This is a genomic window from Cutibacterium modestum, assembly GCF_008326345.1.
Classification (GTDB): domain Bacteria; phylum Actinomycetota; class Actinomycetes; order Propionibacteriales; family Propionibacteriaceae; genus Cutibacterium; species Cutibacterium modestum.
Window position 1 is genome coordinate 344748 of the sequence record NZ_BJEN01000002.1, and the last position, 16332, is coordinate 361079.

The 16332-nt window shown below is 61.8% G+C and carries 15 protein-coding genes and 2 pseudogenes; 10 read left to right on the top strand and 7 right to left on the bottom strand.

Features of this window, described 5'->3' with window-relative positions; translation table 11 throughout:
* Complete coding sequence (locus F1563_RS06110) at positions 1–1467, bottom strand: threonine/serine exporter family protein (protein ID WP_149302637.1); 1467 nt, start codon at positions 1465–1467, stop codon at positions 1–3.
* 479 nt (positions 1468–1946) lie between these two features.
* On the opposite strand from F1563_RS06110, the gene F1563_RS06115 reads away from it, so the two are divergent.
* The 3 genes from F1563_RS06115 to ileS all read left to right on the top strand — a co-directional run bounded on the left by F1563_RS06115 (position 1947) and on the right by ileS (position 7807).
* On the top strand, positions 1947–2747 hold the full coding sequence (locus F1563_RS06115) for an HAD-IIB family hydrolase (RefSeq protein ID WP_002546706.1): 801 nt from the start codon (positions 1947–1949) through the stop codon (positions 2745–2747).
* Positions 2748–2756: 9 nt separating this feature from the next.
* Positions 2757–3566, top strand: a complete 810-nt coding sequence (locus F1563_RS06120) for a Cof-type HAD-IIB family hydrolase (RefSeq protein WP_002529132.1) — start codon at positions 2757–2759, stop codon at positions 3564–3566.
* Between the two features lie 896 nt (positions 3567–4462).
* Positions 4463–7807, top strand: coding sequence for an isoleucine--tRNA ligase (gene ileS, locus F1563_RS06130; protein WP_002529130.1), 3345 nt, complete (start codon positions 4463–4465; stop codon positions 7805–7807).
* Between the two features lie 12 nt (positions 7808–7819).
* Here ileS and F1563_RS14125 read toward each other — a convergent pair whose 3' ends face one another.
* Complete coding sequence (locus F1563_RS14125) at positions 7820–8299, bottom strand: hypothetical protein (RefSeq protein ID WP_227432004.1); 480 nt, start codon at positions 8297–8299, stop codon at positions 7820–7822.
* Between the two features lie 16 nt (positions 8300–8315).
* On the opposite strand from F1563_RS14125, the pseudogene F1563_RS14130 reads away from it, so the two are divergent.
* A pseudogene (locus F1563_RS14130) lies at positions 8316–8369 on the top strand (helix-turn-helix domain-containing protein); the annotation flags it as partial.
* A 51-nt stretch (positions 8370–8420) separates the two neighbouring features.
* Here the strand turns inward: F1563_RS14130 and F1563_RS13585 are convergent.
* Positions 8421–9410: pseudogene (locus F1563_RS13585) on the bottom strand (Gfo/Idh/MocA family protein); the annotation flags it as partial.
* Positions 9411–9540: 130 nt separating this feature from the next.
* Here F1563_RS13585 and F1563_RS06150 point away from each other — a divergent pair.
* The 3 genes from F1563_RS06150 to F1563_RS06160 are packed head-to-tail and all read left to right on the top strand — an operon-like array spanning position 9541 to position 10462.
* Complete coding sequence (locus F1563_RS06150; protein WP_081414922.1) at positions 9541–9840, top strand: WhiB family transcriptional regulator; 300 nt, start codon at positions 9541–9543, stop codon at positions 9838–9840.
* Entirely contained in the window at positions 9837–10010 is a 174-nt protein-coding gene (gene sp36, locus F1563_RS06155; RefSeq protein WP_002529125.1) for a Sp36 family protein, read from the top strand. Before F1563_RS06150 ends, sp36 begins: the two co-directional genes overlap by 4 nt.
* Positions 10007–10462 (top strand): RidA family protein, encoded by a 456-nt coding sequence (locus F1563_RS06160; RefSeq protein WP_002529124.1) that lies wholly within the window; start codon positions 10007–10009, stop codon positions 10460–10462. Before sp36 ends, F1563_RS06160 begins: the two co-directional genes overlap by 4 nt.
* Positions 10463–10596: 134 nt before the next feature.
* On the opposite strand, the gene F1563_RS06165 is transcribed toward F1563_RS06160, so the two are convergent.
* The gene (locus tag F1563_RS06165; RefSeq protein WP_172623636.1) at positions 10597–11328 is read right to left on the bottom strand and encodes a Crp/Fnr family transcriptional regulator; all 732 of its coding nucleotides are present in this window, start codon (positions 11326–11328) and stop codon (positions 10597–10599) included.
* Positions 11329–11413: 85 nt separating this feature from the next.
* Here F1563_RS06165 and nth point away from each other — a divergent pair, with 85 nt between their 5' ends.
* The 3 genes from nth to F1563_RS06180 all read left to right on the top strand — a co-directional run bounded on the left by nth (position 11414) and on the right by F1563_RS06180 (position 13364).
* Positions 11414–12142: an endonuclease III gene (gene nth / locus F1563_RS06170; protein ID WP_081414921.1), complete on the top strand. Its 729-nt coding sequence runs from the start codon at positions 11414–11416 to the stop codon at positions 12140–12142.
* Positions 12139–12726 carry a TlpA family protein disulfide reductase gene (locus tag F1563_RS06175; RefSeq protein ID WP_149302604.1) on the top strand — a complete coding sequence of 196 codons (588 nt, stop codon included), beginning with the start codon at positions 12139–12141 and terminating at the stop codon, positions 12724–12726. The genes nth and F1563_RS06175 overlap by 4 nt, the downstream gene beginning before the upstream one ends.
* 89 nt (positions 12727–12815) lie before the next feature.
* Complete coding sequence (locus F1563_RS06180) at positions 12816–13364, top strand: NUDIX hydrolase (RefSeq protein ID WP_172623637.1); 549 nt, start codon at positions 12816–12818, stop codon at positions 13362–13364.
* Positions 13365–13418: 54 nt separating this feature from the next.
* On the opposite strand, the gene F1563_RS06185 is transcribed toward F1563_RS06180, so the two are convergent.
* The 3 genes from F1563_RS06185 to F1563_RS06195 all read right to left on the bottom strand — a co-directional run bounded on the left by F1563_RS06185 (position 13419) and on the right by F1563_RS06195 (position 16243).
* The gene (locus F1563_RS06185; protein WP_002529119.1) at positions 13419–13958 is read right to left on the bottom strand and encodes a phage holin family protein; all 540 of its coding nucleotides are present in this window, start codon (positions 13956–13958) and stop codon (positions 13419–13421) included.
* A 96-nt stretch (positions 13959–14054) separates the two neighbouring features.
* Positions 14055–15317 (bottom strand): Na+/H+ antiporter NhaA, encoded by a 1263-nt coding sequence (gene nhaA / locus F1563_RS06190; RefSeq protein WP_002529118.1) that lies wholly within the window; start codon positions 15315–15317, stop codon positions 14055–14057.
* Between the two features lie 167 nt (positions 15318–15484).
* Positions 15485–16243 carry a class I SAM-dependent methyltransferase gene (locus F1563_RS06195; RefSeq protein WP_007433946.1) on the bottom strand — a complete coding sequence of 253 codons (759 nt, stop codon included), beginning with the start codon at positions 16241–16243 and terminating at the stop codon, positions 15485–15487.
* Positions 16244–16332 lie beyond the last annotated feature (89 nt).

Sequence of the window (16332 nt, forward strand, 5' to 3'; positions counted from 1 at the left end):
CTACCGCGCCCACGTTCCCGTCATAGACGGGTCGGTCTCGGTGTTGTTGAGGGCCGGATGGTGGGGGTCCGCAGGAGGCAGGGACCGCCGCCGACGCTGCTCACGCGGGACCGCCTGACCGGCACCCCAGGAAGCAAGGGTTGCCAACCGGGACCGCAGATCTTTCGGGAGAGTGAAGGGACGGGCTAACAGCGCGCCGAAACTGCCACCAACGGCCAGCGCGACGCCGACGAAAAGGGCCTCCAGAAAGAGGGCCCAGCCGTTGCCCGAGGTGCCGCCGGCGTCGTTCTGTGCATTGACGATCATGTATAGGGCCCGATACATCATGACGCCGGGCATCAGGGGGACGATGGCGATCGTCACCAAGCCAAGTTGGGGCACCTTCCAGCGCTTCGCCCCCAGGCCCGCGATGAGGCCCGCCACCATGGCTCCGAGCCCTGAGGCTGCCGACACCGATCTCGTCAGTTCCATGCCCAGCAGGTATCCCGCCCAGGCGGCCGCGCCCAGTACTGCGCAAATGGCCAGGGTGCGATACCCAGCGTGGGAGGAGATGCCGAAGGTTACGGCAATGACTGCGGCAGCGACCATTTGCAGGATCGGATCGGTGGAGAATCTCAGGGAGGGCGAGATGTACCCGGGCACCCCGAGCCTCAGTCCGATCCACATCGCCGTGATGACGCCGAGAATGATCCCACCGGTTTGTACAAACCCTTCCAAGAACCGTCCGGAGCTTGTGACGACGTAGCCGTCGAGGGCGTCCTGGGAGGCCGCGACGAAGGAGCTACCGGCTAGCAGAGAAACGATTCCAGAGGCGACGATGAGGGATGGGGACAGGGGCAGAGGGTGATCGGAAGCCGCCATGTACACCATGACGATGAGGGCGAATGCGGTCGCGATGGCGCCACCGGCTGCCTGGGCGAAGAAATTCGTGATTCGCTTGCGCGCCATCGCCTGGACAGCGGCGTCGACGATGCACGTCGAGAAGAAGCTCAGCACACCGTCCAAGGCGGTACCGCCGAACAGGGTGGACAGTCCCGCCCCCATGAGACCCATGTTCATTGTGACGAACCACTGACGGTATAGACGGGGGCTGCGCGTGATGGCCGCCAGACGGTCCGCGGCCTCCTCAAGCCCGACGGTTTTGTCACAGATGTCGTCGACGAGGAGTTGCAGTTCACCGAGGCGCTGGTAATCGTTGCTGCGCGAACGAACCACCCGCAATGCGGTGATGGGGTCCTCGTCCAGTCCACGATGCTGGGTGACGATAACTGAGGTATTCGTAATATCGATGTGGACGGTGACCCCGTATGTTGCGGTGATGCGCAGCGCCATCGCGACGGCCTCAGAGGCTGACCCTCCTACCGAGATCGCTATGACCGCGATCCGGGTGACGAGGTCGACGACGCGCCGGGCCTGCATGGTTGCCATCTCGGAGTCGCCCAGGTTGAGAGCCAGAGTTGGCTCCACAGGCGTCTCGGCCCGAAAAAGTTTCTCCAGCGGGACACGTCGAGTTCGGTGTGCCCTGGGCGGCCTGGAATGGCGGGTTTTGGCTTTGCCGTTCTGGGGAGAGATCGTCCCAGTGCGGGTCAGGGGCCATGACGTCGAGACATTGCGCAGCGAGGCCATTCGCGTCGGGCCGTCCTCCTCGATCGGGGGCTCGGGAGGGGTGGCGCCCGGTCGAGGTGAGGTAGCAGGTTGGGCGGAAGCCTGGCCGGGACGAAAAATGCGGGCGTCGATGCCGTCAGCAGTTCGTGGGATGGGGTCGTCGTTGCGCCAGAGTCGCGGATGGTTTCGGGACGCGGATCCGCCACGAGCACCCGGCCTCTTCTCCGCCATCTGACACCCTCCTTGCGCCGTGCAGGAATGCCCTGCACGACTATTGTGGTCGCCGTCACCGACGGTACCCAAACGGGGACGGATTCCTGACTTCTCGGTAGGGTGGCGGGGTGCTCATCGCGACCGATCTCGACGGAACTTTCCTCAGCCCCGATGCCACTGTGTCTCCCCGGAACCGGGCTGCCGTGGAGGCCGCCGAAGCAGCTGGGATTCGCGTCGTTCCGGTAACGGGCCGGGCTATTGGTGGGCTGCGCATCATCGGGCCGGTCTTTCACCAGCATGCCCTGGTTTGCAACGGTGCCGTCGGGATAGACATGTCCACCGGCGAGACCCTCTTCACCGAGACGATGTCGGCCCGTACTGTGAAGTCCTACGTTGACCACATCACTGCCGAGCTTCCGGAGGTCGTGTTCTGTGCGGAGGTCGGGGATTCCTCGGTGTTTCTCGTTGAGGAGGGGTATGACGACATCGTCCCTGCTTTCGAGTCCGAGAATGATCCTGCCGAGCACGTCCTCGTCAGTCGTGAGGAACTGTGTTCCAGTGAGGCCGTCAAGCTCATGATCGTGCACCCGACGGTGCCCGCCCCAGACATCTACCAGCTGTCCAGGCGTTTGCGGGTGCCCGGGGTTCACGCCACGTGGGCCGGGTTCACAGTGGCGGAGGCTGGACCGGTTGACGTGACGAAGGCTAGCGGTCTAGAACGCATCTGCCAGCTCCTCGGAGAGGACCGTGCCGACGTCGTTGCCTTGGGAGATGGGGCCAATGATGTAGAGATGTTGCAGTGGGCCGGGACCTCGTATGCGATGGGCGGCGCCAAGCCGGAGGCGATCACCGCCGCGGACAGATGTGCTCCTTCCTGTGACGAGGATGGTTTCGCCGTTGTCGTCGAGGAGCTGCTGGCATCTCGATAATCTTGCGGTGTGCTCATCGCAACAGACCTTGACGGAACCCTTTTGGCCCCTGATGGCACCATCAGCCCTCGTACTTACGATGCCATCCGTGCCGCAAAGAAGGCAGGGGTACAGGTGGTGCCGGTCACTGCGCGGCAAATCTATGGCATTGAGAAATGGCGTGACGGGCTGGGCCGCTGGGCACTATGCTCTAACGGCGCTATTTGTTGGGACCTCCAGGCCCACACTGTGCTTTTTCGTCAGCTCATGTCGGCAGCCGTGGCGAATGAGTTTGCTCATCGCCTCCTTGCTGCGGCTCCTGGCATCCGCTTCCTGACGATCAAGGACGACGGTTTCGCCTTCGCCTCTCAGCGCGGCTATGCAGAGCTGACGACTTTCGCTGACCATTCCCGCGAGCCATCCGAGATGCCCGCCCTGGAGCTCGGAGAAGTGCTTGACGGGGACTGCCTCAAGATGGTCGCCCGCCATCCAGATTTGCCCATTGAGGAACTCACTGCCTGCGCCGCGAGTGTCGGTATGGCTGACGAGGTGCACGTCACCACCTCAGGAAAACCGATGCTGGAGATCAGCGCGAAGGGGGTCACCAAGGACTCCGGTCTGTCAATGCTGTGTGATCACCTGGGCATCGACCAAGGGGACACGGTGGCCTTTGGTGACGGGGCTAACGACGTCGAGATGCTCGCCTGGGCAGGGGACTCTTATGCGATGGCTAATGCGGTGCCGTCGGCGCTTGAAGTGGCCCGGCACCAGGCGCCGTCGAATGCCGACGACGGAGTGGCCCGGGTCGTCGAGAAGCTGCTTACGGCGAGAGGAATGTGAAGCACGATTCGGGAGTCCAAGAGTGTGACTGACGAGTGTGACACCGGTCCGGGCTGATGACCTATGACGGTGTCGAGGATCTAGTTGTTGCCCCTCTTCGGCGGGGGCCACATACTCAGCCGTGTACTTGTTAGTGGCTTCTACCGGTGGTGCCATAAACAGCCTCACCTCATTATTGGCCCCCCTTGGTGATCTGCGGATCGCGGGGATATATGAGGTACTGCTCTTTGCTGGACAAGGGATGCATTGCCTGTGACGGACCTACCGATGAGTTCCTGATACGTGGTGGGGCATGTCCTCGCGCAGCAGAGGAGGCATTTCTCGATGTCGTGGGTAAGCCAGTGGGGTCGCGACGGCGTGGCGTCTTTTGCTCCGACGGTCCTATGGCGTGCGTCTAGGACCGTCTCCACGACCTGTCGGAATTTCCACGTGGCTATCGTTGTGAGGGCATTCCCAGGCGTCCGTTGTCGGTTCCGAAAGTAAGTGCTGCCGGGGCTTGTGGTACAGGAGGGCCCCGACCAAGCGTCTGTGGGCCGTAGGAAGTCCCTCGTGGAGTCGTGTGGCATTTCGGTGTGTGATGGTGAGTTGTGGCGTCAGTGGTGGCAACGGTGCCGCACAGCGACGTAGTTGTCACCGCGCCAGAGCCTCCTAGGCCCGCCACACTTGGCTCCGGTTGGAGTAGGATGCATGCGACCGCAAGGCAGTGATGGGGCGATCACCCCGGAGCCGCCGGAAGAACAGGCGAGTGCATACACTGCCTCAGTAGAACCGGCAGCGATCGACGAACCGAGAGGCCGGCGTCGGCGACGTCGTGCAAGGAGGGTGGTACCGCGGGTCTCCGGAGAATCCGGTGTACTCGTCCCTCGGTGACCCAAGACGAAGGACCACCCACTGCGATGACCGATGTGAACCCAGCTCGCCCCGATGGCTGCAGGCAGTACAACAACGTGCCGCCGCAGATTGACCTGCCCGCGATGGACCACGAGATCATTGATCTATGGGCCCGTCGGCACACTTTTGACAAGACTTTAGAAGCCACCAAGGATGGTCAGCCGTGGACCTTCTTTGAGGGGCCGCCGACCGCCAACGGACAGCCCGGCACCCACCACGTCGAGGCCCGGGTATTTAAGGACATCTTTCCCCGCTTCAAGACCATGCAGGGGTTCCACGTCGACCGCAAGGCCGGTTGGGACTGCCACGGCCTGCCCGTCGAACTGGCCGTCGAGAAAGAGCTAGGGTTCTCTGGCAAGCCCGACATTGAGAAGTATGGCGTTGAGCCCTTCAACGCCAAATGCCGCGAGTCGGTCACTCGTCACGTTGACGCCTTCAGCGAGCTCACAGAACGGATGGGCTACTGGGTCAACATGGACGAGGCGTATTGGACGATGGATCCGTCCTACGTCGAGTCGGTGTGGTGGGGGCTCAAGCGGATCTGGGAGAAGGAGCTGCTCGGTGAGGACCATCGCGTGGCCCCGTACTGCCCGCGCTGCGGCACGACTTTGTCCGACCACGAGCTAGCCCAGGGTTACCAGGATGACCACGACCCGTCGATCTATGTGCGATTCCCGGTGACGTCGGGCCCGCTGGCGGGACGCGCCAAGCTTCTGGTGTGGACGACCACCCCGTGGACCCTCGTCTCGAATACTGCCGTGGCCGTCCACCCCGAGGTGCGTTACGTCGTCGTCCACCAGGACCCGGTTCCGGAGGGCTCCGACGCCGTCGCCACTGCGTCCCCAGCAGATCCGGCCTCCCAGGACCTCGTCATTGCCGAGCCGCTGTTCGAAAAAGTGCTGGGTGAGGGATGGAGCCTTACCGGCGAGTCCTTCATGGGCTCGCAGATGGAATTTTGGACCTACGAGCGCCCGTACGACTTCTTGGAGTGGCCGAAAACTGAGCGGACGACGGTTGATGGACGTCCCACCTCGGCCGACGCTAACTTCGTCATCTTGGCCGACTATGTCACCGTTGAGGATGGCACCGGGCTGGTGCATCAGGCCCCGGCATTCGGTGCCGACGACCTACAGACCTGCCGCCGTTACGGGTTGCCGTTGGTCAACCCGATTCGCCCCGATGGTACCTTCGAGGAGTCCGTGCCGCTGGTGGGCGGGATGTTCTTCAAAACCGCCGACAAGCCATTGTGCGAGGACCTCGATAGGCGCGGAGTCCTCTTCCGCCTGGAGATGCACTGGCACTCCTACCCGCACTGCTGGCGATGCGATACCCACTTGATTTACTATGCCCAGCCTTCGTGGTACATCCGCACCACGAAGGTTAAGGAACGCCTACTGGAGCAAAACGAGGGCACCACGTGGTATCCTGACACGATCAAGCATGGCCGTTTTGGCGACTGGCTTGAAAACAACATCGACTGGGCCGTCAGCCGGTCGCGCTACTGGGGTACTCCGTTGCCGTTATGGCGCAACGACGACGACCGCTCCGACATCATCTGTGTGGAGTCTTTGGCCGAATTGTCCCAGTACGCTGGGCGTGATCTCACCGGAATGGATCCGCACCGTCCATTCATTGACGAGGTGACGTTCACTCGGGATGGCCATACCTATCACCGGGTACCCGAGGTGGCTGATGCTTGGCTCGATTCGGGTTCGATGCCCTTTGCGCAGTGGGGATACCCGCATGTGCCAGGCTCGAAGGAGAAATTCGAGTCTCACTACCCGGGTGACTTCATCTGTGAGGCCATCGATCAGACCCGTGGCTGGTTTTACACCATGATGGCTGTCGGAACCCTGGTGTTTGACGAGTCCTCGTATCGCAACGTGCTGTGCCTGGGCCACATCCTCGCGGAGGATGGGCGCAAGATGAGCAAACACCTAGGCAATATCCTGTTGCCTATCCCGCTGATGGACAAGCACGGTGCCGATGCCGTGCGTTGGTTTATGGCCGCCGACGGATCCCCGTGGAGTGCGCGGCGCGTCGGTGACGAGACCATTCAGGAGACGGTCCGCAAGGTCCTATTGACGTACTGGAATACCGTGAGCTTCCAGGCCCTGTACGCCCGCGCCAATAGGTGGTCCCCCGACACAGGTCTGCAGCGTGATGCCGTCCCCGTGAAGGAGCTCGGGGGGGTTGTCCCCCCCGCTGTGGATTCGAGGGGGTCCGGGGGGGTTGTCCCCCTCGCTGTAGCACAGCGCCACGTGCTGGATCGCTGGCTCGTCAGCGCCACCAACGTGCTGGTGCGCGATGTCACCGAGGCATTGAACAATTTCGACACCCAGCGTGTCGGCAACCTCATCGCCCAGTTCGTCGACGAGCTGTCTAACTGGTATGTGCGCCGCTCCCGTCGTCGCTTTTGGGACGGCGATCAAAACGCCTTGTGGACCCTCCACGAGACCCTCGAGACCCTTACTAAGCTGATGGCTCCGGTAGTTCCGTTCATCACCGAACGGGTCTGGCAGGACCTCTTCGTGACGACGGATCCGGAGGGCCCGGAATCGGTCCATTTGGCGAGCTGGCCGGTGGCCGACGACTCGGTCATCGACGAGTCCCTGTCCGAATCGATGGACCTGGCCCGACGCATCGTCGAACTAGGACGCGGTGCCCGTGCAGAGGCTAAGGTCAAGATCCGTCAGCCTTTGTCTCGTGCCCTCATCTCCGGTGCTGCTTTGGCTAAACTGGACGAGGATTTGCAGGCTGAGATCCGGTCCGAGCTGAACGTCATGGCCCTGGATTCTTTTACTGCGGCTGGCGACCTCGTCGATCATTGCGCGAAGGGTAACTTCCGGGCCCTCGGCAAGAAGTATGCTAAAGCCACTCCGAAGGTAGCAGCCGCTATTGCTGCTGCCGATCCCGAGTGGCTTGCCTCTGAACTGGCCACCAATGGGTCCGTCGAGTTGGGGGTACCAGAGGTCGAGGGAGGTAAGGCCGTCGTGACCGTTGACGACGTGATCGTCTCCGAGCATCCTCGAGAAGGCTGGAGCGTCATCAACGAACAGGGCGAGACGGTGGCCCTCGACCTGGAGATCACCCCCGAGTTGGCTCGTGCCGGGCAGGCCCGTGAGGTCATCCGTTTTATTCAGGACAGCCGCAAGAAGGCTGGGCTTGACGTCTCCGACCGGATTAACCTGTCCTGGCAGGCCGACGGAGATCTCGTCAAGGCCGTTGGCGAGCATCTCGACGAGATCGCCGGCGAGGTGCTCGCCACCACAGTCAGCCGCGGAGAAGCTGACGACAAGTGGTTCCGTGACGCGGACCTCGGCTTAGCTGTGAGGATTGAGAAGGCATGAGTTGAAGTCCAGTCATTTTGACCGTGAGTACTCGGTCAAAATGACTGGACATCGAGGGTGTATTTGATTTACGGCTCGCGCACGTGCTGACGCCACAGCCCAATGATGATCGGTAGGACGACGCACAGCGCGGTGCTGGTAGCTAGACGACCCCATTCGACGCCGTGAATACTCCCGGCGGTCAGTGGCGCCCCTGCTTGCAGGTAATTGATCCACGGGATGGTTGGGGTGAAGCTGCTTGACGAGGGCGGTCGGGGGTAGGACTGTCGTCGGGACGACCAGCGTGACGACGATCGCAGCGGGTGCGTTCAGGAAAGCCAGACCCAGAGCGAAGCCGACGAGGACGTAAATGAGGGTGGCGGCGGTGGAGGCGAGCAGTGCCTTCCACTTGGCCTCGGTGAGGGTCGCGGAGGCGTTAATGGCTGTGCCGGCTAGGACCGACAGTGCTACCAAAACAACGGCCAGTGCTCGTCGGCTTCTGGAACAGTTCACCGAGCGTGAGCGTGCAGTGGCCCTGGCCGTTGGACAGGGGTTGACCAACTCGCAGATTTCCGAGCAGGAATATCTGTCGGTTGCCACCGTCAAGGCAGAGATCACCCGAATCCTTGGGAAACTCAGCGTCGTCGTAATTTTCCACGCCGAGCTGGTCGAGGACCCGAGAAATCGTCCTGGCCACCGCCAGGGTGTTGTCGAGTGGCATCGTCAGGCTCTCGGTGCGTCGGGCTCGCAGACATTCGCAGACCTCAATGAGTTCGTAGAGCGTAGCCGCGCCCCAAAGCGAGGGTACTGTGGACCTCCGGGATGCCCCCGCGGCGGTGAATAGAGGATACGGCTGGGGTGATGGAACCTCGGCCCAACCTCGATCCAGCCGTCAGTGCCCTGAATGGTCATGCGTCCCGGACCTTCGGAGGTGAACGAGATGGCCGGTGTGGCGAATTTGTTCCTGGGGAAGGTCAGCAGCATCGAAGCGTCGGAGTCCACTCCGTTGGGGAAGTGGTTGCCACGGGCAATGACCTCGGTGGGCTCTCCAAAGAGATGAATGGTGAAGTCGAGGGCGTAGACGCCGAAGTCGAGGGCCGCTCCACCACCTAGCGCGGGGGAGAAGAGACGGTCCTAGGGGTCCCGCGTAGGGCGAACAAATCTCCCTGGGCATCTGTTTGCTCGCTGATCGCGCCACCATTGACGGTGTCGATCATCTCGGTGACGACGGGTAAGGAGCGGGTCCACCTCTTTTCCATTGCAAAGATCTTTTGGCCCGGGCATCCTCAGCTATTTCGGTGGTGGCAAGGGAGGTTGCGGTGAAGGAATTCTCGACGGAAAAGGTTTTTCCGGCCTCGATCGCAGCTAGAGCAATTGGGCGATGCTGAGGGTGCGGGGTTGCTACGTAAACGACGTCAACGGCGGGGTTGGCGATCATGTCGACATACGGATCGTGACCGTCCGGGCGGGGGCAATTGAGGTTCTGGGTAACCAGATCGGCGAAGGCATCGGCACGCGGCCGACCTTGACGCGATGGCACAGATGCGTGCTGCCGGGACGTGTGCGAAGTCGTCAAGAACCGTGTGGGCGATACGTCCAGTACACCTGCGATTCCCCAACCGATAGTGGCCGTGGTGTCCGTGGGATAACGCTAGGTGCAGCTGTGAGCGATACCACGGTTTCGCCCACTGTGCAGCCGGTTTGGGTGTTTCATCCCTTGTCGAAAGGCATCTGTATCGCGTAACGTGAAATTTGTGGGAAGCAGTGAAGCTGACGATTGGACACTCCAGGCAAATTGCCGCGGTATGGCAGATGCCCTCTTCCCGGACGGGAAAGAGCAACGCCGAGCTCGGCGCATCTGTGCTGACTGCCGCGTCCGCCCGGAATGCCTTGCTGAGGCCCTGGATAACCGGCTTGAATGGGGCGTCTGGGGCGGCATGACCGAGCGTGAGAGGCGACGTCTACTGCGTGAGCGTCCAGACGTGACGAGTTGGCGTGACGTGCTGCTTGCCGGTCAAGGAACCATGGCGAAAACGGCTAAGGTGAAGTCATGACCCGATGGGAGTACTTCACGGCACCGATTCTGGTGCACACCTCGCAGCAGATCCTCAACAATTTTGGAGCGGACGGTTGGGAACTTGTCCAGATCGTTCCCGGCCCCAACCCTGAGTCGCTAGTGGGCTACTTCAAACGTCCACTGCCTGACCAGGAGCAGTCCCGATGAGTGCCACAACGAGGTGTGCCGAACTGGGGATTGCTCTTCCTCCGGTCGCGGCTCCGGTCGCCGACTACGTGCCAGCCATCCAAGCGGGATCGCAGATTCTTACCTCCGGACAGCTACCGCTTGTTGACGGTGAGCTGACTGCCGTCGGCAAGGTAGGAGACGCTATCTCCGCTGAGCAGGCCGCTGAGGCCGCTCGCACCGCTACCCTCAATGCCATCGCAGCCGCAGCTGATGTTGCCGGTGGGTTGGATGCCATCAAGCGGGTCGTCCGGGTGGTCGTCTTCGTCAACTCCGCTCCAGACTTCACTGGTCAGGCTGGGGTTGCTAACGGTGCCTCTCAATTGCTTGGCCAAGTTTTTGGTGAGCATGGCCATCACGCTCGCAGCGCCGTTGGGGTGGCTACATTGCCGCTCGGATCAGCCGTCGAGGTCGAGTTGACCGTCGAAGTCTGATCGCGCCGATTCCAAAACGATGCGATTCCACCTTTAAAACAGAAGTATTTAAAACAGAGCTTGTGGGCCAGGTGTTAACGCCTGGCCTTGTTCTTGCGGGTTCGAGTGCCTTATGGGTACGAGATGCGGCGAACTCAGTTGGCCCGCGCGGCCAGTTTCCCCGGCTCCATGATGGTGATGACCTTGGGTCGTGCCACGAGCCATCCGCGAGCGGCGAAGTCAGTCAGCGCCTTGTTGACGGTCTCCCGTGAGGAGCCGACGGCCTGGGCGAGCTCATGCTGAGTAAGGTCATGACGCACTACGATGTGTCCCGTTGACGGGTTCGCGGTGCCGAAGCGTCGTGCCAGGTCGAGCAGGGTGTACGCCAGCCGACTTGGGACATCACCGGAGACGAAATGGGCGGTGTTGTCGTCGGCTCGACGCAGGCGCTCCGACAGGCGTCCCAACATAGCCAGGGCGACGTCGTGACGGCTTTCAACGAGCTCGCGCATCTGCGCCCCCGGAGCTTTGAGCAGGCTGCAGCGGGTGAGAGTGGTGGCCGTCGTGGAACGGGTGCCGCCGTCAACCAGTGATAGCTCCCCGAACATGTCACCGGGGCCCATAAGCCATAACAGGGAGTCGCGAGGAGTGAGGTCTTCAGCTGTTGTGGAGCGAGTGAGCTTCACCTTTCCCTCGACGACGAGGTACAGGTTGTCAGCCAGATCTCCGGCCTCGAAGATCACCGTATTTCGCGGGCAGACCAAGGTCTCGCACATGGCCATGATTCGGGCAGCCGAGGCGGGGCCGAGAGCTGCGAGGAACGGTTGGGTCGCCGCCGTTGCCACCACATTTGCCATCCGAACATCTCCCCTCAAGAGCACCTGCATCGTTCGGCCATTCATGGCCGAGCATGTGCCTACATTGTGGCAGGTGTCACATTCTGTGACGACACCGGGCCCTGATTCTCCTCCTATGCTTAGGCTCATGGCAGCATCCTTTACCGCATCACGACCTCGTCGGGAAGGCTGCCGAGCCTGTGCCAACAAGGTGGTATCAGTCCTTGCCAAAGCCTATCCGGACGCTTGCTGTGAGCTGCATTACGATGGTCCATACCAATTACTTGTTGCTACAGTGTTGTCGGCCCAGACGACGGATCGGCGGGTCAATACCGTCACCCCCACGTTGTTCAACCGTTGGCCTGACACCCAGACACTCGCTGATGCCGACGTCGGTGAGGTTGAGGCAGTAGTGGCCCCGCTGGGATTCGGACCCACCCGAGCCGAGCGCCTGGTGTCGATGGCCACACAGCTCGTTGACGACTTCGATGGCGTCGTCCCCGACGATCTTGACTCGCTCGTGACTCTGCCCGGAGTAGGCCGTAAAACCGCCAATGTCGTGTTAGGTAATGCCTACGGCGTCCCCGGAATTACTCCGGACACCCATGTCATGCGGGTATCTCGTCGCCTCGGCTGGACCGACGCGACGACCCCCGCCAAGGTGGAAGTCGACCTTGCTGAGCTTTTCGACCCTTCCGAGTGGGTGATGTTATGCCACCGCCTGATCTGGCACGGGCGGCGGAGCTGTCATTCCCGCCGTCCCGCCTGTGGGGTGTGCCCGGTCGCTGAGTGGTGTCCCTCATTCGGGGAAGGTCCGACGGATCCCGAGAAAGCCGCCGTACTCGTCCGGGAGCCGCGTCGATGACGGGGATGAAAGTTCTCGGCGCAGTGATGGCCGCCATCATATTTGCTGGCTGCGGGGAAGATGCGGACATGGCTAATCAGCGCGAGAATGCGGGGATACCGGGGTGCTCTCATCTGCCGTCGGGGCCAATTGCGAAAAGTTCCGGCACGGCCGCGGAGGGTCAGCCGATGCCCGATCACGGCTTGCAATGCCTGGGCGAGGGACCGACGATCTCCATGTCCCGGGCGACGTTGAAGGGCGTGACCGCCGTGACGATCTGGGCGTCATGGTGTCGACCATGCCGTAGTGAGGCTCCACTCATTGCCGACGCGTACCGCAGGTACCACGACAGGGTGCACTTTCTCGGCATCGACTATGCCGAATCTGACGCATCCGAGGCCATCTCGTTTGCGGGAGATGCGGGTTTGACGTTCCCCCACCTTCAGGATCCTGACAGCACTATCCGAGGCGCTTGGCAGATTAATGGAGTTCCCGTCACCTTCATTGTGCGCGACGGAACCATCGTTACCCGCCACAGTGGCCAGTGGCGCTCCCAACAGGAGCTTAATTCTGCCATTGACAAGGCCATTGAGAGAACGCCATGAGTCACCTGAGTACCCTCATCGCAAGTCTCGGCCATGACGACCCTGATTTCTCCGTGGGACGACGACCTGGCGGAGGACGGTCCTCGGCTGTGTTAGCCCTTGTTAGCGAGGCAGGCAACAACATCGTCCTGACGCGACGGCCGCTGTCCTTGCGTCACCATGCCGGCCAGGTAGCTTTACCCGGAGGTCGGGCTGAGGACACCGACCAGACGATCGTCGATACCGCCCTGCGGGAGGCTCACGAGGAAGTGGGGTTAGACGAACGTCTCGTCACCGTCAGAGGGACGTTGCCGACTGCCCACGTGGCTGCCAGCAGCTCTGATGTCACCACCGTTGTCGCCACCTGGGGCGGGGCGGGGACAGTCGGAGTTGTCGACCCCGCTGAGGTGGCCCTGGTGCAACGCGTCAGGCTGGCTGATCTGGCAAATCCGTCGGCTCGTGCCACCACGCGTCACCCCTCGGGGTATCGTGGTCCGGCCTTCGTCTTGCCCGACCTATTCGTATGGGGATTCACCGCTCACGTCCTTGACGCTTTGTTGGATTACGGCGGATGGTCTCGGTCGTGGGATCGGGAGCGCATGGTGGAGATCCCAGAGGAATATCTAGGCGCTCAACGCCTGCTGGGAGGCACGCTTTGAGGCTAGGTAATGTGCAACGGCCCCCACAGCGTTGTGAGAGCTGCAACGTTTAGCTCAGCGGGCGGCTGTGGCCCCATCGCTAGCGCGGCGAGGAGCGGATGCGGCGTCAGGGGCCACCGGAGCGGCATGGGAAGGAGCTTCGTTGGCGTCGATGCTGCTGCGGGCGGTGGCGTTGTACTTGCCGCGGGCGATAGCCGACTTGACAGCCTCAAGGGTCGACTTAGCCTCCTCGACGACGCCGGTCGGGGCCTTGACCTGAGAGATCTGCCCCTTGCCGATCAGGGCGAGGATGCCAGCCAGGATGAACAAGACGACAGCCATCGTCGCAAAACCGACGATTAATGAGAGCAGGATGCTCCAGTCGCCAATGCGCTGCCACATGAGGGAGAAGGCAAAGGCGCCGCACAGCCACAGCAACAGTGCGCCGACAATGCCGAAGTAACCAGCGCCTCCGAACATGCCGGCACCAATCCCGGCGTGCTTGGCGGCAGGCTTGATCTCCGCCGTCACCAAGGCCTTGGAGTCCTGGACGAACTTTTGGCCGTCCGTCTTGAGGTTGTCGATCGTGTCGCCAACCGGGAGCTTGTCTGCCATGGGATGCCTCCGCGTGATGAATGTGGTGATCTCAGCCTAACGGGAATAGGTTCGATCTGCTGTATGCGGGTGGAGTTGTCGCCGGGGGAGCTGGCCTCAGTCGGGGGAAGTGCCGGTAGCTCCCGGCACCTCATGGGGATGCTTAGCTGCCCACATGGCATGCCTCTTGCCGCGATGGTGCAGCATGCCACCACCAAGGATGGCCGCTAAAAAAGATGCCACAAGCACGGATGCCTTGGCCTCGTCCGCGAAGTCGTGGTTCTTCGGAAAGGACAGGTCGGTCATGAGCATCGAGACGGTAAATCCGATGCCCGCCAACATAGCCACCGCGACGATGTCACGCCACACGACACCGCGACCGAGTTCAGCCGAGGTGAATCGGGCGGTGAGCCAGGATCCGAGGGTGATTCCGATGACCTTTCCGAGGATGAGACCACAGATGATGCCCAGTGAAATCGGGTGAGTCCACAGGACTAGGAAGGTTTCACCGCTGACTTGGACACCAGCACTCATTAAGGCGAAGAAAGGGACGACGGCGCCGGCCGACCATGGCTCCACTTTGTGCTGCCAGCGATCAACAGGGTCGTCGAGGACGTCTTCCTCGGTGCGGGCCAGGAGGCCAAAAGCAACGCCGGCGATGGTGGCATGGATGCCCGAGTGCAGCATGCACCACCATCCGGCGATGAAGATCGGTACGTACCACCAGCCGTTATCGACGTGGAAGTGCTGCATCACTCCCCACAAGGCGATGCAGGCGATCGCGCCGGCGAGCCACCAGATGTCCAGCCCCTCGGAGAAAAAGACTGCAATCACAATGATCGAACCGAGATCATCGGCAATGGCCAAGGTGAGCAGGAAGGCTCGCACTGCCTGTGGCAAGCCTGACCCGACGATGGCTAGCACCGCCAGGGCAAAGGCGATGTCGGTTGCCATCGGGATAGCCCAACCTGCCGGATGCCCATCGCTGGCTAATACGTTGAAGAGCGTGTAGATGCCGGCAGGAAACACCATTCCGCATACGGCAGCAACGATGGGGGCTAAAGCGTCAGCCGGTCGCGATAGCGAACCTTCAACGAACTCTCGCTTGAGCTCAAGGCCGGCGATGAAGAAGAAGATCGTCAAGAGGCCGTCGGCCGCCCACTGCTCAATTGTGAGCGGGCCAAGAGTTAACTCACGGAAAAAGTGGTAAGAGTCGTGACCGAGATTGGCCCACAAGAGGGCTGTGACGGTGGCTGCCAGCATCAGCATGCCGCCAGTGGTCTCGTTTCGAAAGATGCCGGACAGGTGAAGGGCGTTTGGGCCTGTCACCGGTCGAAGGATGCTCTTGCGAGGCCGCTTGATCTTGTGGGAATCCGTCATGAATGCCTCTCGGGTAACCGCGGCGTGGGCCCGGCGGGATAGGGAACAGCGTCACGCCGACCAGACTTCCCAGCACACCCTGTTGAGAAGCGTAGCAAATGGGTGTGACGTCACCGATCGGTGTTCACGTGGTAGGCCGGCCTTGTCGAAGCACAGTTTGGGAGGGCTCAGACAGTGATCGTCAGGCCGTCGTCGTGGGGACGAATAGGGGTGGTGAGCTCATCGTGGTCGACCCAGGCCCGCCAGCATTCGAGCTGGTAGGGCAGGCGCAACCCGCTAGTCCCGGCGGAATCATCGGCGAGTGCGGCAACTTTCGCGAGCAAGTCAGAGCGGGCGTCAGAGTCGAGGGTTCGCACTGCCGGGCGGGCCGCGGCCATGGCAATGAGAGAGTCGCGGTCGACCGGCACCCACAGGCGCTTGGTGATGTGCTCGTCCTCCGGAAAGTACTTGCTGGAGATGAGTTCATGCACTGACTTGGTGCCGTAGTCACCGCGCATGGCGTTCCTGTCGACGGTGCGCAGTAGCGTCGCAAGCCGTTTGACCCACGGGACGGTGTCATCGCGTACGAGCCAGGAGACGCCGAGAACGCTGCCCGGGCGCAGGACACGGGCGATTTCGGGCAGGACGAGACCGGGAGCCAATTCGTGAAAGCCCTGGTGCACCAAGACCGCGTCGAAACTGGAGGGATTGAAAGGCAGCGATTCGGGAGACCCGCAGACGGCCATCACTCCCGGGATGCGGTTGAGTCTCGCTGCGGTGTCGAGATCGCGGTGAACGGCCAGGACATCAGCCCCGTGAGAGGCGACGACTCGGCAATGGGAGACGGTTGGGCACAGCACGATAATTCGACTACCTGGATCCACGCGTCCGGCAGTCAGCCATTCGAATATGCCGCTGGGGAGATGCGGTGTAGAGGAGACTGCCATGGCCCTGATTGTAGGGGGGAATCGCTGTGGTCGGGGTTGTCCACAGGGGTTCGTCGGCGAGTTGGCGCGGTTTTCCACAGATCTGAAAT